Source organism: Campylobacter sp. P0103 (genome assembly GCF_002139545.1).
GTDB classification, from domain to species: Bacteria; Campylobacterota; Campylobacteria; order Campylobacterales; family Campylobacteraceae; genus Campylobacter; species Campylobacter devanensis.
The window spans coordinates 183661-199106 of record NZ_MJKG01000001.1 but is presented as its reverse complement, the minus strand read 5'-3'; the positions used below and the strand labels follow the sequence as shown (position 1 = coordinate 199106).

General features: G+C 33.0%; 17 protein-coding genes. 4 read left to right on the top strand and 13 right to left on the bottom strand.

The genetic code is table 11. The annotated features are described in order from the left end of the window. Positions 1-261: 261 nt before the first annotated feature. Genes argB through CIGNP103_RS00995 form a run of 4 tightly spaced genes read right to left on the bottom strand, consistent with a single transcriptional unit; the run spans position 262 to position 3953 of the window. On the bottom strand, positions 262-1104 hold the full coding sequence (gene argB / locus CIGNP103_RS01010; RefSeq protein ID WP_086241264.1) for an acetylglutamate kinase: 843 nt from the start codon (positions 1102-1104) through the stop codon (positions 262-264). Further along, positions 1098-2072: a tetraacyldisaccharide 4'-kinase gene (locus CIGNP103_RS01005; protein WP_086240009.1), complete on the bottom strand. Its 975-nt coding sequence runs from the start codon at positions 2070-2072 to the stop codon at positions 1098-1100. The genes argB and CIGNP103_RS01005 overlap by 7 nt, the downstream gene beginning before the upstream one ends. Further along, positions 2065-3198 carry a DegT/DnrJ/EryC1/StrS family aminotransferase gene (locus tag CIGNP103_RS01000; protein ID WP_086229051.1) on the bottom strand — a complete coding sequence of 378 codons (1134 nt, stop codon included), beginning with the start codon at positions 3196-3198 and terminating at the stop codon, positions 2065-2067. Before CIGNP103_RS01000 ends, CIGNP103_RS01005 begins: the two co-directional genes overlap by 8 nt. A 14-nt stretch (positions 3199-3212) precedes the next feature. Beyond that, positions 3213-3953: an NAD+ synthase gene (locus CIGNP103_RS00995; protein WP_179186946.1), complete on the bottom strand. Its 741-nt coding sequence runs from the start codon at positions 3951-3953 to the stop codon at positions 3213-3215. 87 nt (positions 3954-4040) lie between these two features. Between CIGNP103_RS00995 and CIGNP103_RS00990 the strand changes: the two genes are divergently transcribed. After that, the gene (locus CIGNP103_RS00990; RefSeq protein WP_086268432.1) at positions 4041-4631 is read left to right on the top strand and encodes an MBL fold metallo-hydrolase; all 591 of its coding nucleotides are present in this window, start codon (positions 4041-4043) and stop codon (positions 4629-4631) included. Between the two features lie 63 nt (positions 4632-4694). Here the strand turns inward: CIGNP103_RS00990 and CIGNP103_RS00985 are convergent, their stop codons facing one another. The 3 genes from CIGNP103_RS00985 to CIGNP103_RS00975 are packed head-to-tail and all read right to left on the bottom strand — an operon-like array spanning position 4695 to position 6204. Then, on the bottom strand, positions 4695-5180 hold the full coding sequence (locus CIGNP103_RS00985; protein ID WP_086227078.1) for a PaaI family thioesterase: 486 nt from the start codon (positions 5178-5180) through the stop codon (positions 4695-4697). A 9-nt stretch (positions 5181-5189) separates the two neighbouring features. Next, positions 5190-6032, bottom strand: a complete 843-nt coding sequence (cmoB, locus tag CIGNP103_RS00980; protein ID WP_086268431.1) for a tRNA 5-methoxyuridine(34)/uridine 5-oxyacetic acid(34) synthase CmoB — start codon at positions 6030-6032, stop codon at positions 5190-5192. After that, positions 6025-6204, bottom strand: coding sequence for a hypothetical protein (locus tag CIGNP103_RS00975; protein ID WP_086224448.1), 180 nt, complete (start codon positions 6202-6204; stop codon positions 6025-6027). Before CIGNP103_RS00975 ends, cmoB begins: the two co-directional genes overlap by 8 nt. Positions 6205-6268: 64 nt before the next feature. Here CIGNP103_RS00975 and CIGNP103_RS00970 point away from each other — a divergent pair, with 64 nt between their 5' ends. Next, positions 6269-7537, top strand: coding sequence for a M20/M25/M40 family metallo-hydrolase (locus CIGNP103_RS00970; RefSeq protein WP_086268430.1), 1269 nt, complete (start codon positions 6269-6271; stop codon positions 7535-7537). 458 nt (positions 7538-7995) lie between these two features. On the opposite strand, the gene CIGNP103_RS00965 is transcribed toward CIGNP103_RS00970, so the two are convergent. The 6 genes from CIGNP103_RS00965 to fliW all read right to left on the bottom strand — a co-directional run bounded on the left by CIGNP103_RS00965 (position 7996) and on the right by fliW (position 12120). Next, complete coding sequence (locus CIGNP103_RS00965; RefSeq protein ID WP_086268429.1) at positions 7996-9165, bottom strand: N-acetyl sugar amidotransferase; 1170 nt, start codon at positions 9163-9165, stop codon at positions 7996-7998. 91 nt (positions 9166-9256) lie between these two features. Beyond that, a complete protein-coding gene (hpf, locus tag CIGNP103_RS00960; protein ID WP_086227074.1) occupies positions 9257-9784 on the bottom strand; it encodes a ribosome hibernation-promoting factor, HPF/YfiA family in 528 nt (175 codons plus the stop codon). A 48-nt stretch (positions 9785-9832) separates the two neighbouring features. Further along, positions 9833-10300, bottom strand: coding sequence for a type IV pilus modification PilV family protein (locus tag CIGNP103_RS00955; protein ID WP_086268428.1), 468 nt, complete (start codon positions 10298-10300; stop codon positions 9833-9835). Further along, positions 10297-11142, bottom strand: coding sequence for a type II secretion system protein (locus CIGNP103_RS00950; RefSeq protein ID WP_086268427.1), 846 nt, complete (start codon positions 11140-11142; stop codon positions 10297-10299). The genes CIGNP103_RS00955 and CIGNP103_RS00950 overlap by 4 nt, the downstream gene beginning before the upstream one ends. Then, positions 11139-11696, bottom strand: coding sequence for a hypothetical protein (locus CIGNP103_RS00945; protein ID WP_086224455.1), 558 nt, complete (start codon positions 11694-11696; stop codon positions 11139-11141). Before CIGNP103_RS00945 ends, CIGNP103_RS00950 begins: the two co-directional genes overlap by 4 nt. 34 nt (positions 11697-11730) lie before the next feature. Continuing rightward, positions 11731-12120: a flagellar assembly protein FliW gene (gene fliW, locus CIGNP103_RS00940; protein ID WP_086229044.1), complete on the bottom strand. Its 390-nt coding sequence runs from the start codon at positions 12118-12120 to the stop codon at positions 11731-11733. Positions 12121-12276: 156 nt separating this feature from the next. On the opposite strand from fliW, the gene CIGNP103_RS00935 reads away from it, so the two are divergent. Next, positions 12277-12924, top strand: coding sequence for an outer membrane protein assembly factor BamD (locus tag CIGNP103_RS00935; protein WP_086227963.1), 648 nt, complete (start codon positions 12277-12279; stop codon positions 12922-12924). An 8-nt stretch (positions 12925-12932) separates the two neighbouring features. Further along, on the top strand, positions 12933-15302 hold the full coding sequence (gene lon, locus CIGNP103_RS00930) for an endopeptidase La (RefSeq protein ID WP_086241273.1): 2370 nt from the start codon (positions 12933-12935) through the stop codon (positions 15300-15302). Positions 15303-15446 lie beyond the last annotated feature (144 nt).

The following is a 15446-nucleotide window of genomic DNA, read 5'->3' as shown; positions in this document are numbered from 1 at the left end:
GGTGTTTTGAATTTATCTCGCTTAACCTTTCAATGGAGAGATATTCGCATATTTTTGGGTCTAATTCACCTAAAATAGCCTTGATTTTTTTAAATTTACCGACAACAACTAGCATTGCTTGATTAGCAGCTAGTTCTTTATTTGCCCACGATTTTGCATTTATTGGGTTTAGATTGTGAATTTGGCTTACGCATTTATGATTTGCTAGCTCCTTGGCTAAATTTGTTACTTCGAATTGATTTAAAATTATGCTTAAAAGTTTCATTTGATTATACTCCCTATACCTTCATCTGTGAAAATTTCTAATAATAATGAGTGTGGAATTTTGCCATCTATTATGTGGGCTGCACCTACGCCATTTTGAATACACTCTAAGCAAGCATCAACTTTTGGAATCATTCCACCGCTGATTGTAGCATCTTTTTTAAGTGTTTCAATGCTATCTTTATCTAGTTTGCCAATTAAATTTGATTCTTTATCCAACACGCCTCTAATATCGCTTAAAAATATAACCTTACTAGCTTTTAATTTACTAGCTATCGCACTAGCACACAAATCAGCGTTGATATTGTATGATTCGTAATTTTCACCAATAGCAATTGGCGCAATAACTGGTATCAACCCATCATCTAAAAGAGAATTAATAAGCCTATCATCTACGCTAGTGATATCGCCTACAAAGCCGTATTTGCCATTATCCATTACCTTAGCTCTTAGCATATTATCATCTTTGCCGCTAACGCCTATGGCTCTTGCGCCATGCTTATTTAGCATACTAGTGATCTCTTTATTTACTAGGCCGCTAAGTGCCATCTCTACAACTTCCATAGTGTTTGCATCTGTAACCCTAAGCCCATCAATAAATTCGCTCTTAATATCAAGTCTATCTAAAAATGAGTTAATAGTTTTGCCACCACCATGGACTAAAACAACCTTAATGCCAACAATCTGTAAAAGTACAATATCTCTAGCGAAGTTGTTTTTTAACTTCTCATCTATTTGAGCTGCTCCGCCATATTTGATAACAAAAATTTTATCTCTAAATTTTTGGATATATGGCAAAGCACTAAGGATGACTTCAGCCGTTCTACTGCTTTTTAACATATCTTTCCTTCTTGATTTGTTTGATATATTTTATCTGAATTTTGGTAGTTTTTGATAAATAATTTGATTTTATTTGCAAAATTTGGAGAAATCGTTGTTTTTAAGTCCAAAATTGAAACACTTAATCCAAAATCTTTGATTTTTACATAGTCTTTTTGTGTTACTAAAAGGGAGTTAGCATTATATTTTTTAAGTATGCTTTCACACTCAAATTTATTAAATTTATGATGATCACTAAAAAACTCATATCCAATACATTTTTTAAATATAAACTCTAATCTTGAAGGGTTGGCAATAGCAGTCATTAAAACCATTTTTGGCTGCGGATTTATGATAGTCGTTTTTTTGATTATATCGCTACTGCTTGGGATGAAATCAGCTAGACAATAAAAGCTACTTGGATAGCGATAAACTCCGCTTGGGATGGTGAAATTTAGTCGCGGGGTTTTGGCTGGACGTAGTAAAATATTAAATTTAAAAATATTAGCCTTTCCAAATCCATCATCTAAAATAATAAGCTTAGCCCCTAAATTAATGGCTTCATTAATAGCGATTTTGCGATCGTTTGAGACTATTATATTGGCATTTTTTAAATTTGTAGCATATTCCATTGCCTCATCGCCACTAGTTGATACATCACATTTTATATTACCATTTAGTGCTACAATTTGCATACCTTTTGACTCTCTTTTATAGCCTCTTAGGATTATAAAGGTTTTAAATTCGTGATTAAACTCATTAAAAATTGCTTTAGTTAATGGAGTTTTTCCGCTTCCGCCTAGGACTAGATTACCAATACTAATTATTGGGATTGGAAATTTTTGCGCCTTAGATAGTTTGAATTTAATCCAAACTATACAATAATAAATTGCTGATAGCGGTAAAAGTAGGGCGCTAACAATAATATCAAAAACGCTTGGCTGGTAAAAATATCTCTCTAGCCAAGCGTGAAATTTGCGTTTAAACACGACTTTGTGCTACTGATTTGACTGCATTGCAGATATAAAGCGCTTCTTCATCACTAAGTGCGGCATATATTGGCAGTGATAAAATTTGTTGATAGGTTTTAAGCGCTTTAGGAAAGTCATTTACCCGTAGGTGATATTTAGTCTTATAGTAGCTTAATAGATGCATAGGGCGGTAGTGCAAGCTAGTGCTAATTCCCATCTCTTTTAGTTCTCTAGCAAAACTATCACGATTTTTATCGATTTTAATAATATATTGGTTATATATGTGATCTCGCTTAGCTAGTGGCGTAGTGATATGTGGGCAATTTTTTAACTCTTCATTATATATTGCTGCAATTGCCTTGCGGCGTGCGATAAACATTCCAAGTTTTTCAAACTGAGCAATTCCATATGCGGCACAGAGTGAATTTAGATCATATTTTTGCCCAATATCAATTACATCATACATATATCCTAGATTGCCATCTTTATCAAAACTATCATTTATTATAGCGTGGTTTCGAATTAGTCTAGCACGACTAGCCATCTCATCATCATTTGTAACTATAATACCAGTTGTTGCTACTGCGTGTTGGACTTGGGGATTGATCTGAAAACAAGACATATATGAGCTCATATTGCCTATTAATTTGCCTTTATATGTAGCGCCCATCGCTCTACTAGCATCATCAATAATCTTTATATCATACTCATTAGCAAGGGCGTATATAGCATCCATATCAGCACTCTGACCAGCTACATGGGTTATAAATGCGGCTTTTAATTTTTTGTGTTTTTGAGTTTTTAGGATTTTTTCTAGTTCATTTGGGTCTATATTAAAATCATCTTCATTTATATCGACAAAGATCGGCTCAGCGTCAAAATGCCTAATGACTTGAGCGATACTAGGAAAGGCATTAACAGAGCAGATGATCTTATCTCCACGCTTTAAATCCATCGCACATAAGCTTAGGTGTATAGCGGCGGTGCCGTTATTTGTGGTGATAGCGTGTTTGGCACCGAAGAAATCTTTTATATTATTTTCTAAATTCTCAACCATATAGTTTGCATTTTTTTCTAAGGTCTCTTTGATAAGTTCATGCTCTCTATCGGTAATTAACGGGCGAAAAAATGGTATATCTCTCATCAAATCTCCTAATTTTATATATTTGGTGTTGCTGGTAGTTTTTGCTTGAAGCTATTTTTGGTGATTCTAGCAGTTATTTTATTTTTAAAGTCGCTATCAAATTTAGATAAATCTTCGCCATTTTCTATAGCTTTTAGCAGTTTATCAATCTCTTTATAGCTATATCCGATATCACTTTCATCGCTTTGATTTTGCCATAGATCGGCACTTGGAGCTTTGGCTATGATTTTGTGATTAACACCAAGGTAGCTCGCAAATTCAAAGAGATCGCTTTTATAGATATTTGCTAGTGGATTTAGTGCGCACGCCATATCGCCATAAATCGTACCATATCCTAGCATTTTCTCGCTTTTATTTGTTGTACCAACAACAAGTGCATTAAGCAAACTAGAGTGATCGTAGAGTAAAATCATGCGGATTCTAGCAGCAATATTTCCAACTCTTAGCTTATCATTTGTATCACTAAAAGGTAAAAAACTAGCCAAAATATCACTAATATCAATAATTTGGTAATCCAAATTTAGCTTACTAGATAGCTCTAAAGCATCGTTTAAATTTGCTTTATTTGAGCTAGAAGTTGGCATTATGAGTGCTTTTGTAGGAGCGACTTTGGTACAAAGTGTAGCCACAACCGCAGAGTCTAAGCCGCCACTTAGTCCAAGGACAAAACCCTTAGCACCAGAGCTTTTTAGGTAAGAATCAAGAAAATTTAGAAGCTTATTTTCTAATAATTTAAAATTTTCCACTAATATCATCCATTAAAAATAATACAAAATTATATCTAGATTATGGTAAAATCTATCTTAGAATATTAGAAAAAAAACTTAAAAAAGGTAGTAAAAATGCAGATTATTTCAAGAGCTTTTGGAATTTATGGAACCAATTGTTATGTAGTAGTTTTAAGTGATGGAGAGATTATAATCGATCCAGGCGATGGTGCGCTAGAGTGGATTGAGCGTGTGTGCAAAAATCCATTAGCGGTATTTTGTACGCATGGACATTTTGACCATGTTTATGATTGTGATGCTATTAAAGCAAAATTTGGTGTGGATATTTATATACCTAAAGATGATGCATTTTTGTGTCAAAATGACCCGTTTGGACTTTTGCAGGATAAATTTAACCCTGATATTTTAGTAAGCGATGGAGAAGAGTTTGATTTTAGTGGAGTTAAATTTGCCTTTTTCCATTTCCCAGGGCATACTCCAGGATGTAGTGTAATAACGGCTGGTGATGTGATGTTTAGCGGGGATTTTATATTTAAAAATTCAATTGGTCGGTATGATTTTCCTTTTAGTGATGGTAAATTAATGAGACAGAGTCTAAAACATGCTGTAGAGTTAAAAAATTATAAAATTTACCCAGGGCATGGTGAACCAACAAGCTTAGATGCTGAGAGAAATTCGCTAATTAGATGGGCGCAGGCAATTTAGCCTTTTGCGCCTATATAAGATGGATTAAATTTATTAACAAATCAAGATTTGTTAATACTAGCCTTATTGTTGCGATTCATCGCTTGTCATTTTACGTTGCTGAAGTCTAAATATATGCTCTTCTAGTACAACTATCTGATAGGTGCCTTCAAAGATTTTAATCTCTTTGATTGTGCCTATGACCTTAACCTCACGCTTTTTAGACTCTTCGTAGTAGGCGTGCGCCTCAAATTCTACCATATCGCCAACTTTGGCTGGTGCGTATAGATTTACTTTTGCGCCTATAGTTACAGAGTGGAGCGTATTTATAGCTACATGCGCAGCCCACTCAGCCGCACCAAATATAAATCCACCATGAACTAGCTTTTCATCATCAAAAACCATTTCATTGCTAGTCATTAGCGTAGTTTTGGCATAGTTTGGCTTCATATCTACTATCCCGCCGCATAAAGTGGAGTTGATAGTAGCTGGTATATTTAAAAGCCCTTGAAAAATCTCAGCACTATCAATTAATCCAATATCTTGCAAACTCTCATCATACTCATTCATAATATACCCTTAAGTTAATCTTATATAAATTCTTTTTGGTGCTGGATAACCTTCTATTGTCTTAGAGTCATCATTTGGGTCTAAAAAGTCACCAAGACTTTGCCCATCTATCCACTCTGTTTTGCGCTGTTCAAACAAGTCAGTTTCCTTAGTAGCTAAAATTTCAAAACTTTTAAATTTAGCCCTTTGACACCAGTTTTTAAGAGCTTTAACACTTGGAATAAAGCTAATATTTGGAATTTTAGAGTAGCTACCATTAGGGCTTAGTACCATTTCATCATCACGCTCGATGTACATTGTATCTATAAATACCTCACCGCCTGGATTCATTGCTGATTTTAGCTCTTTTAAGCATTTTATTGGGTCGCTTCTGTGATACAAAACTCCAAGGCAAAATATTGTATCAAATTTACTTCCGCATTCAGGCAAGCTCTCTACACCAGCAGTTTTAAACTCAATATCGCTTTTAATAAAGTGATTAATAAAACTAAATTGCAAAAATGCTAGCTCACTAGGGTCAAACCCGGTTATACTTTTTGGATTAAATTCGAGCATTTTAAACATATAATAGCCGTTATTACACCCCACATCTGCGATACTTTTACCTTTTAAATTTAGATATGGTTTTAAAATATTAAACTTAACAAAGCTTCTCCATTCACTATCTATAAAAAGCTCATTTAGATTAAATGGTCCTTTTCGCCACGGCTTAAGCGCAACTGCAATTTCTTTAATCTCTTTAGTGAAATTTGGGATATGAATCCGCACACTTTCATCTAATGTAAGTTCACAATTATCGCTAGGCAGCTGCAAAATTTGCTTTAAAAGCTCATCGTAAGCTTTATTATTCATATATCTCTTTCCAATCTACTAAATTCTCATCACACTTTTTGTGATATATACCAGCTGCATCGTAATACTCCTTACAACTGTTGTAGTATTTGTCTGAAATTCCCCGTTTATTTATCCAAAGGCACCCTTGTAAAAATAGTGCCAAAATCACAAATATAATCAAATTTTTCATGGTGATAATGTTACCATTATTTTGTTTAATTTTGATATAATTTTATAAAAATTTGGAGTAAAATATGGAAATCTTGGATAAATTTAAAGAAATTTGCACTATTCCGCATTGTAGTTTTGATGCTTTGCAGCTTAGAGATTATCTAGTTGATTTTGCTAAAAAGAGCGGATTTAGCGTTAGGATTGATGAATTTGATAATATCTACGCTATTAAAGGTGAGCCAAAAATTTGCTTGCAGTCACATTATGATATGGTTTGTGTAGGAGATGCGCCAAATATTGAGTTAATAGATGATGGCAAAATTTTACGAGCTAAAAATTCTAGCTTGGGCGCTGATAATGGAATTGGCGTAGCAATTATGATGGATATGATGGAGAAATTTGAAAATCTTGAAGTGTTATTTAGTGCTAATGAAGAGGTTGGCTTGATTGGTGCAAATGGCTTTAATGGGCGCATTATAAGTGGTAGGCTTTTAAATCTTGATAGCGAACATGAAGATGGTGTGTTTATAGGTTGTGCTGCTGGTGAGCTAATACATGCTAGGATTAAAGCTAGTAAAGTGCCGACTAATAATAGGCTTTATGAACTAAGTGTCTTAAATTTACCAGGCGGTCATAGCGGACTAGAGATTATTAAGGATATTCCAAATTCAATTAAAATATTAGCTGAATTTATTGCTAAAAATAATGGCAAAATTGTAGATATTAATGGCGGTGAGCGTAGCAACTCAATTCCTGCAAATGCTAAAGGGATAGTAATTTGTGATGAGATAATACATAGTGATGATAGGGTAGTGGTGCGTGAGCTTGGCGTTGGAGAGGAGATATTAGAATTTGGAGATAATATCTTAGCATTAATTAATAGCTTTTCTCAAGGAGTACGAAGCTATGATGAGAATCTAAAAATAGTGCGTGATAGTATAAACTTATCAAGGATTAAGAGTAATGATAGCGTTATAGAGTTGGAGTTTTTTGCTCGTTCGATGAGTGAAGATGGGCTAGAGAAGCTTAAATTTGAGACTGCAAGCTTAGCAAAATTAGCAGGATTTGAGGTAAGCTTTTTTGAGAGAAGTGGGGCTTGGACACCAAAAATTGGTGAATTTGCTAATGTTGTTTTGAAATTTATGCAAGAAAATAATCCTAAGGTTAAATTTCAAGCTGTTCATGCTGGGCTTGAGTGCGGCGTATTTGTCGCTAAGCAAAATGGATTAGAAGCTGCATCAATAGGGCCAAATATCTACTCTCCACATAGTATAAATGAACACTTAGAGATTGACTCACTAGAAAAAATAGCTAAAGTGGTAGAAAAAATAGTAGCATATTATCAAAAGTAAATAATTATGTAGCTTAGAGGAATTGCGCTTATGCTTTTGTTGGAAAAAGCTAATAAGCTTTGATAAGAATTATATAAAAGCAATATAATTACAGTAAATGCAATTTTTAATATATATCCTACCTTTTTATGGAGACAAATTTGCCATAGGGAAGCTAACCCTATGAGCATAATTCATATTTAATAATTTAAAGTATAAGTAATATAGATAAGAATTATTTTTGGCTTAGATTATGAGATGTTCAATAATTTATTTACAAATATTAAAATAATATCTACATAGAATTTAAATCTACGCTGTATTTTATGTAAAAATTTTGATGCTTGGATTCTTAGGCGTAGATTTTTACGCCATTAAAAAACTAGTTCATCGTGATTATAAATAAATTATCTAAGCCAATCAAAAATTAATAAAAAGATAAAGCAATACAGCCACAATAAAGCTAATATAAAACTATATTAAAATCCAAGTCTATTCATTATATCTTTGATATTATGTTTGTTTTGGATTGGTTCTAGCTCCCAAATTGGGTTTTTAAGCTTCCAGCCATCTTCGCATTGTTCAAACATATCGCCTCTAAATTTTTGGCAATACTCTAACACTTGGCTTGGTGTTAAGTCTAGATAAGAGGCCATCTTTTGCATATAAAATTCACCATATTTGCCATCAAGCTCACGAAGTAGATATTTACCTTCATCTTTAGTGATGTTTTTGCTTCTTAAATCATATGCTACATGGTCGCTGCACTGTCCAAATCCAAATTTAATATATTTAAAATATTGATTAACAATGGTCATATATGTATCTAATTGAAAACATCTGCGATATGTACCTAGGTCATATGGATTGACATCTTTAGGATATATGCTAAGACCTCGCTCAATAGCAAATTTTGCATTATGTTGCATACTCCATTTGTTTGTATAATAATTTAGCCATACAGCAGTTACGCCCTTTTTGGTGAGTTCATCTACTGGAACTTTGTATAAAAATAGATCTTTTAGTTCAGTCTCTTCATCCATATAGATTTCTATTGGATTGTCTTTAATAGTATTTGAATTTACGATATTTAGAGCGTTTCCACTACTATCTTGTAGGTTATTTTTAGCACCTAGGGTAAGAGCAGCATTCTCACCTTGTAATATCATAGGGATATTAAACATATCAGCAATTATATATGCTGAGGCATAAAGCGTGTATTCAAGAGATTTTACGGGATTTAGATACTCCCAAAATGCTTTTTTTATCAGCTTTTTTGCTAAATTTCTATTTGGATTTATAGATATTGTCTCAAAACCATGACGCTTTAAATTTTCAAAATTTGCTCTTCCAATTGGCGTGATATCCATCGGCTCGCAATTGACTAGTAAAACTCTAAGCCCTAAAATATCTCTAGCATAAAATGCTTGAAATGTAGAATCCTTGCCGCCACTAACACCAATAACGCAATCATATGCCCCTTTGGATTTAGTCTTAGCATTCTCAGCAATTGATTTTAGCTCATTCTCTCTAGCACTCCAGTTGATTATTTTAGACTCTTCTTCCCATAAACACGCACCGCAAACTCCATTTTTAAAAACTACCCCCGGGCGAGTATTTGTCTGCAGGCATCTGCTGCAATATTCCATTATATATCTCTATAAAATTAAATTAAAATAAAAAAAGGAGGGTGGGGGGGGGTAGATGGACTACCTCCCTTTTTTAGAAAGTTTTATATGATTAATATAGGCCAAATTTACCATCATTTCTTTTGTATAAAACACGCATTTTAGCATCCATATCATTAAATACATAAAATTGCGCACCGCTATCTTTTAATTTAGTTAAAGCTTCTTCAACTTCCATTGGTTTGTATAATTCAAGTTCAGTTGGTACAATCTCATCAGCACCTTCGATTGATACTTCATCTACTATGATTCTAGACTCTTTTAGTTCATCGCTATTTTTATGAGTTACTAGTTTATCATGATGTCTGCGAAGTACTTTGCTAGCTCTATCAAGTGCTAAATCAATTGCAGCGTATAAATCTTTATCTTTTTGACGGATTACTATTGTATCTTTTTTAGCCAAGTTAATAGCAAACTCTACATCAAAGCCTTTTTTGCCATTTCTTTCATCAGCTGAGATTATGGCTTTAGCTGAGATTATATCTAGATTATACTTGCTAAGTGCATCAAATGCGCTATCACAATAACTTTTGATAGATTCAGTTAATTCAAACTGTCTGCCTACTATACTTGTATTCATAGCATTCTCCTTTAAAAATTTGTGTTATTTTAGCATAAGTATCCTTATTTAGGGCTTTTGGGTGGTTATTTTGCTTATTTTTATAGGAGTTATAGCTAGATTTGGATTGGTTTGGACTATGGTATGCATTATAGCTGCGTCTATATTTGGAGTGGTAGCATTAATTTCTTTCCAAATTTTATCATTACATGCTGGAGGTATTTTACCGCCTATATAGCGCATAATTACAACTTCAGATTTTAAAATATAATCACTACTATTTGGATAAAATAGACTAAATTTACTTGGACAATGTTGGTTAAAATCATTTCGCTGAATTTGAGCAATGGCGTTTTGGGTAGCTGAAATGGCTATTAGTTTAGCTTGAGAGTGAAGGTAGAGATGATTAATACTAATAGTGGCAGTAGAACTAAGCGTGATGGTATTTAGTGCTAAGGCACTTATAGCAATGATAAACGCTACTGCTAAAATCAAGCTAAAACCACTTTTTAAACGATTTATTGCTTGTTTTTTCATAGGCTACTACTTTTGCAAAGTTCTATACCGTTTGACTCTTTTAAGCAAAGTTGAAAGATAATATTTGCGCCACTTTGTTTGATATTAAATGAACTCACATTGCGAGCAATTGGGTTGGAACGAATAGTTTTATTTAAATTATTTAGTTTAAATTCATTTAAATATAATGTGTTATTTTGCAAATTTAACGAGATTAGAGCGTGAGTTAGATAGTAAATTTCACTTATAAAAATAGGGCGATTTGGTCGTTTGATGGTTATTAGTTCATCTTTGGCACTTATGATTTTATGCGTATTTGAGTATATTTCATCACTTCCTTTAAATATAATTCTAATATCGTTAAGTTTTAAATTGTTTAACACTTTATCATTTTTACTTGTATCAAATTTACTTAGTGGCGAGTGCAGAGTGATTGTGTCATTTGTTGTTTGTATATTTAAGATATCAATAAATCCACTCCATTGATGATAGCTAGAGCTATTTTGTAGCGTCTCAAAGCTTTTACTAAACCAGATAAATTCGCTAGCGCTCGCACTTTTATAGAGTGGCTGAATTTCAGAGCCATTTCTAGTGGAAATGGACTCTTTTATGCTTTGTTGAAGATAATTATTTATGATTAGCATAGTATTTGTAGCAGTAGATTCTAGTTGATTTGTGGCTGATATTTGTAGATAATTAGTATGTAAAGAGCTATAGATTTGTATCATAATTCCAGCTAAAATCCCGCCAATAACAATAACAAAGCTCATCTCAAGTAGGCTAAATGCGCTTTTAAATGTAATAGTATTTGACTTGGCGTAATTAGATATTTTATGGTTAAATTTAATAAAGCTAAATTTCATGGCGATGGGATTATTAAGCTTCTTATTAGCGGTTCGCCAATATTATAGCTATAACTATAAAATATAATAGGCTTAGTATTTGCTTTGGTTGTAAGCTTTATAGCAATAGCATCAGTTGGATTATTTGTAGTATTTGTAGTAAATTTAAAATTATTTATAAATCCAACACTAATAGCATACTCTAAATTTAATAAGTTTTTTGAATCTACTCCAGGTTTTAATAACCCACTATCACCATTAAAGCCATTAATGCTATTTTTGGCAGTGTTGATTTTATTTGGCGTAATTTTAGATATTACTCTACTAGTAAGAGAATTTAATGGTAACTCACTACTATAATAAATCGGCTGAGCTAAACTAGGGCTAATAGCATCATTCCATGGATGGGCAATAATATTTGATAGTTTAGTATAGCTAGCTGTAACCGCCTCAGATAATATAGCATCATTTGTACTTTTAACTGAAATTTGCAAAATTGATGGAAGCGACGATAGTGCAATAGCTACAATAATAATTGATAAAATAAGCTCCAAAGATGAAAAGGCGTAACGCATAGATATTGTGGCTCGTGTGAGCCACTACAAGGATTTATTGTTTTTGGACATAAGCGCTGATTTTTTCTGCTTGACCGAAATTTGGATAGTAGCGATTGTCTAAGACAATTTGTGCTAGCGTAGCAGCAGTGGTGTTGCAAAGTACTGGTGCTAAGAAATTCACAGTAGATTCTTCGATAGGACTGCTGATAGCTACAATCGCATAAAGCTCTAATTTAGAGTTATCATCTATTTGAAGTAGATTTTTGTATGGAGTTGGGATATCAAACTCATAATCAGGGCGAAGCGCATATGGATTAATCATAGTAAAAGATGTTTTGCTATCTACATCTTGCATTTTAACAAAGAAATCATCAATTTTAGTTATCTCAACCTCTTTGATGTTTTCAAATCCAGGGATAGGGTTTTTAACAGAAAATTTCACTTTACTCTCCTTAAAAATTGGGTTTGTCGTATTGTAGCATTTTTTGTTCCAAATTCATAGGGTTTGAGCGTAATTTATAAAATTTTTTCTTATAACGCATAAATTTACCAAAATATTGCTATAATCACCAAATTTTAATCAGATGAAGGAAAATTAATGAATATAAAATTCAAATCTGCTATTTTAGCTTTGTCTTTGGCTTTGTTAGCAGGTTGTGGTGCAAAAAAAGATAATGAACTATATAATCTCACTCCAGATCAATGGTATAATCAAATTTTAAATGATATCAAAGATGCAGACCTAGAATCAGCAGATAAGCACTATATATCATTTGCTAGTGAGCATGTAGCAAGCCCGTATTTAGAGCAAGTTTTAGTAATTATGGCAAATGCTCATGTAGATGAAGGAGAGTATAAGATGGCTAACTTCTACCTAGATGAATATATCAAAAAATATGGTACAAAAGATAGCATAGAATATATCCAATATCTAAAGATAAAAGCAAATTTTGATTCATTTAGCAAGCCAAATCGCAATCAAAAGTTGATTCAAGATAGTATTTTGCAGATTAATGAATTCTTAACAAACTATCCAAATACTCAATATAAGCCACTATTAGAGACTATGTTGATTAAATTTAGACTGGCTGAATACTATTTAAATATTGATATTTATGAACTATACAATAGATTAGATAAAGATGATTCAGCAGCAATTTATCAAGATAGAATTGATATTTCACCACTAAATGATATTAATTCAACTAAAGCCAAATTGCCTTGGTATATGACGCCATTTGAGTAGGAGAGAGTATGAGTTTGGCAAATTTACCTATTATAGTTGAAGATGAGCTATTTTTATACCCATTTATGATTACGCCAATATTTTTAAGTGATGAAAAAAATATAAAAGCGTTAGATATGGCAATTAATGATAGTAGTGCGGTTATGGTAGTGTGTTCTAAGCTCGCACATTCTGGAGAGAGAGATTTTGAATCTATTTATGAATATGGAGTAATTGGCAATGTAATGCGTCGTGTGGCAATGCCTGATGGCAGAGTGAAAATTTTATTTCAAGGATTAAGCCGTGGCAAGATTACACAACATATAAGCAGCGATCCGCTAATTGCTCAAATCCAAAACGTTGGATTAGAAGAGTTTGAATCAAGTAAAATCGAAGCAGGTCTAAATGTGTTAAAAGAGAGCGTAAAAAGCTTAAGCTTGCTAAATCACTTCTTTCCACCTGATCTACTTCGTGCTATTGATGATAGCAATGAAGCTAGTAGGGTTTGTGATTTGGTTTGTAGTGCATTGCATCTTAAAAAGGATATAGCATATGGGTTTTTTACCCAGCTAAATTTAGAACAAAAAATACTAGATATCATAGAATATTTAAATGCGCAAATTGAAACAAATAAACTTCAAAAAGAGATAAAAAGCAAGGTAAGCTCCAAGCTAGATAGGGCAAATAAAGAGTATTTCTTAAAAGAGCAATTAAAAGAAATTCAGCGTGAGCTAGGAATGGATTTAGATAAAGAGGCTCAAATAACACAGTATAGAAATAAGCTTGAGGCTGGGCGTAAATTTATGAGTGATGATGCTTATAAAGAGATAGAAAAAAATATCTCAAAACTAAGTAAAATGCATACTGATAGTGCAGAATCTAGTATGACTAGTAGCTATTTAGACTGGGCGCTTGATATGCCATTTGGTAAATTTAGTACCAAAAAACTCACGGTAAAAGATGTTCAAAAAGAGTTAGATAGCGACCATTTTGGACTTGAAAAGCCAAAAAGCAGAATTGTGGAGTATTTTGGGCTTAAGGAGCTTTTGCATAGTAGGGGACTTGAAGATAATAAAGGAGCAATTTTATGTTTTGTAGGACCTCCTGGAATTGGTAAGACAAGCTTAGCAAACTCAATCTCAAATGCTTTAAAAAGGGAATTAGTGCGAATTGCACTTGGTGGGCTTGAAGATGTTAATGAGTTAAGAGGTCATCGCAGAACATATATAGGGGCAATGCCTGGGCGAATTGTTCAGGGTCTAATCGAAGCCAAAAGTATGAATCCAGTGGTAGTATTAGATGAGATTGACAAGGTAGCACGCTCATATAAGGGTGATCCAACTGCTGTATTACTTGAGATATTAGATCCTGAACAAAATAGTAAATTTAGAGATTATTATCTAAATTTTCATATAGATTTAAGTAAGATAATATTTATAGCAACAGCAAATGATGCTAGTGCTATACCGGCTCCACTTCGTGATAGAATGGAATTTATCTGGCTAAATAGCTATACGCCACAAGAAAAATTTGAGATAGCAAAGAGATATTTATGGCCTAATGAGCTTAAAAAACATGGGTTAAAAAGTAGCGAAGTAGTAATTAAAAAGGATGCTTTAAATCTACTAATTAGCGACTATACCAGAGAGAGCGGGGTAAGAAATTTACGCCATAGAATAGCTGATATTTTGCGTAAATCCGCGCTTGAAATATTGAGAGAACAGACAAAAAAGATATCTATAACTACTAAAAATTTAGAAAATTATCTAGATAAAAAGGTTTTTGAAATCACAGTTATAAGTGGCAAAAATGAGATTGGTATCGCAAATGGATTAGCCTGGACAGCCGTAGGTGGAGATGTGTTAAAAATTGAAGCATTAAAGATAAAAGGTAAGGGCGCTATGCAAATTACAGGTCAGCTTGGCGATGTAATGAAAGAGTCTGCTACGATAGCTTTTAGCCTTGTAAAAAGCCTTATAGATAAGGGTGAAATTTGTATTTCAAAAAATTTAATTCAAAAAGATAAAGATGGCATAGATATGGCAGTTTATGATAGTTATGATTTGCATATTCATGTTCCAGAGGGTGCTACGCCAAAGGATGGACCAAGTGCTGGAATAACAATGACTACTGTAATTGCTTCAATTTTAAGCGATACGCCAATCTATAGCGATGTAGCAATGACTGGTGAGATTACACTAAGTGGCAAGGTGTTACCAATTGGCGGCTTAAAAGAGAAACTAATTGCTGCATATAAAGCTGGAGTAAAAAAAGCAATAATACCGCTTAAAAATTATGACCGAGACTTAAAAGATATCCCACAACAAGTAAGAGATAATATGGAGATAATTGGTGTTGAAGATATTACTGAAGTTTTAAAAGTTGCTTTAGTCAAATAAATATTGCTTATACGAAGTTAAGAAGGATAGTATTAAACTATTTTATTTTAAGAGTCATTTTAGGCTCTTAAAACCAATATGTTAGCTATGATTTATAATGATAATTTAATATATTTTATTAGCCTTTAATTAAATTTAATGTAG

Coding starts and splice junctions, on each gene's coding strand:
- argB (WP_086241264.1), bottom strand. CDS start 1,104: ATGTTAAAAAGCAGTAGAACGGCTGAAGTCATCCTTAGTGCTTTGCCA.
- CIGNP103_RS01000 (WP_086229051.1), bottom strand. CDS start 3,198: ATGAGAGATATACCATTTTTTCGCCCGTTAATTACCGATAGAGAGCAT.
- CIGNP103_RS00995 (WP_179186946.1), bottom strand. CDS start 3,953: ATGATATTAGTGGAAAATTTTAAATTATTAGAAAATAAGCTTCTAAAT.
- CIGNP103_RS00990 (WP_086268432.1), top strand. CDS start 4,041: ATGCAGATTATTTCAAGAGCTTTTGGAATTTATGGAACCAATTGTTAT.
- CIGNP103_RS00985 (WP_086227078.1), bottom strand. CDS start 5,180: ATGAATGAGTATGATGAGAGTTTGCAAGATATTGGATTAATTGATAGT.
- cmoB (WP_086268431.1), bottom strand. CDS start 6,032: ATGAATAATAAAGCTTACGATGAGCTTTTAAAGCAAATTTTGCAGCTG.
- CIGNP103_RS00975 (WP_086224448.1), bottom strand. CDS start 6,204: ATGAAAAATTTGATTATATTTGTGATTTTGGCACTATTTTTACAAGGG.
- CIGNP103_RS00970 (WP_086268430.1), top strand. CDS start 6,269: ATGGAAATCTTGGATAAATTTAAAGAAATTTGCACTATTCCGCATTGT.
- CIGNP103_RS00965 (WP_086268429.1), bottom strand. CDS start 9,165: ATGGAATATTGCAGCAGATGCCTGCAGACAAATACTCGCCCGGGGGTA.
- hpf (WP_086227074.1), bottom strand. CDS start 9,784: ATGAATACAAGTATAGTAGGCAGACAGTTTGAATTAACTGAATCTATC.
- CIGNP103_RS00955 (WP_086268428.1), bottom strand. CDS start 10,300: ATGAAAAAACAAGCAATAAATCGTTTAAAAAGTGGTTTTAGCTTGATT.
- CIGNP103_RS00950 (WP_086268427.1), bottom strand. CDS start 11,142: ATGAAATTTAGCTTTATTAAATTTAACCATAAAATATCTAATTACGCC.
- CIGNP103_RS00945 (WP_086224455.1), bottom strand. CDS start 11,696: ATGCGTTACGCCTTTTCATCTTTGGAGCTTATTTTATCAATTATTATT.
- CIGNP103_RS00935 (WP_086227963.1), top strand. CDS start 12,277: ATGAATATAAAATTCAAATCTGCTATTTTAGCTTTGTCTTTGGCTTTG.
- lon (WP_086241273.1), top strand. CDS start 12,933: ATGAGTTTGGCAAATTTACCTATTATAGTTGAAGATGAGCTATTTTTA.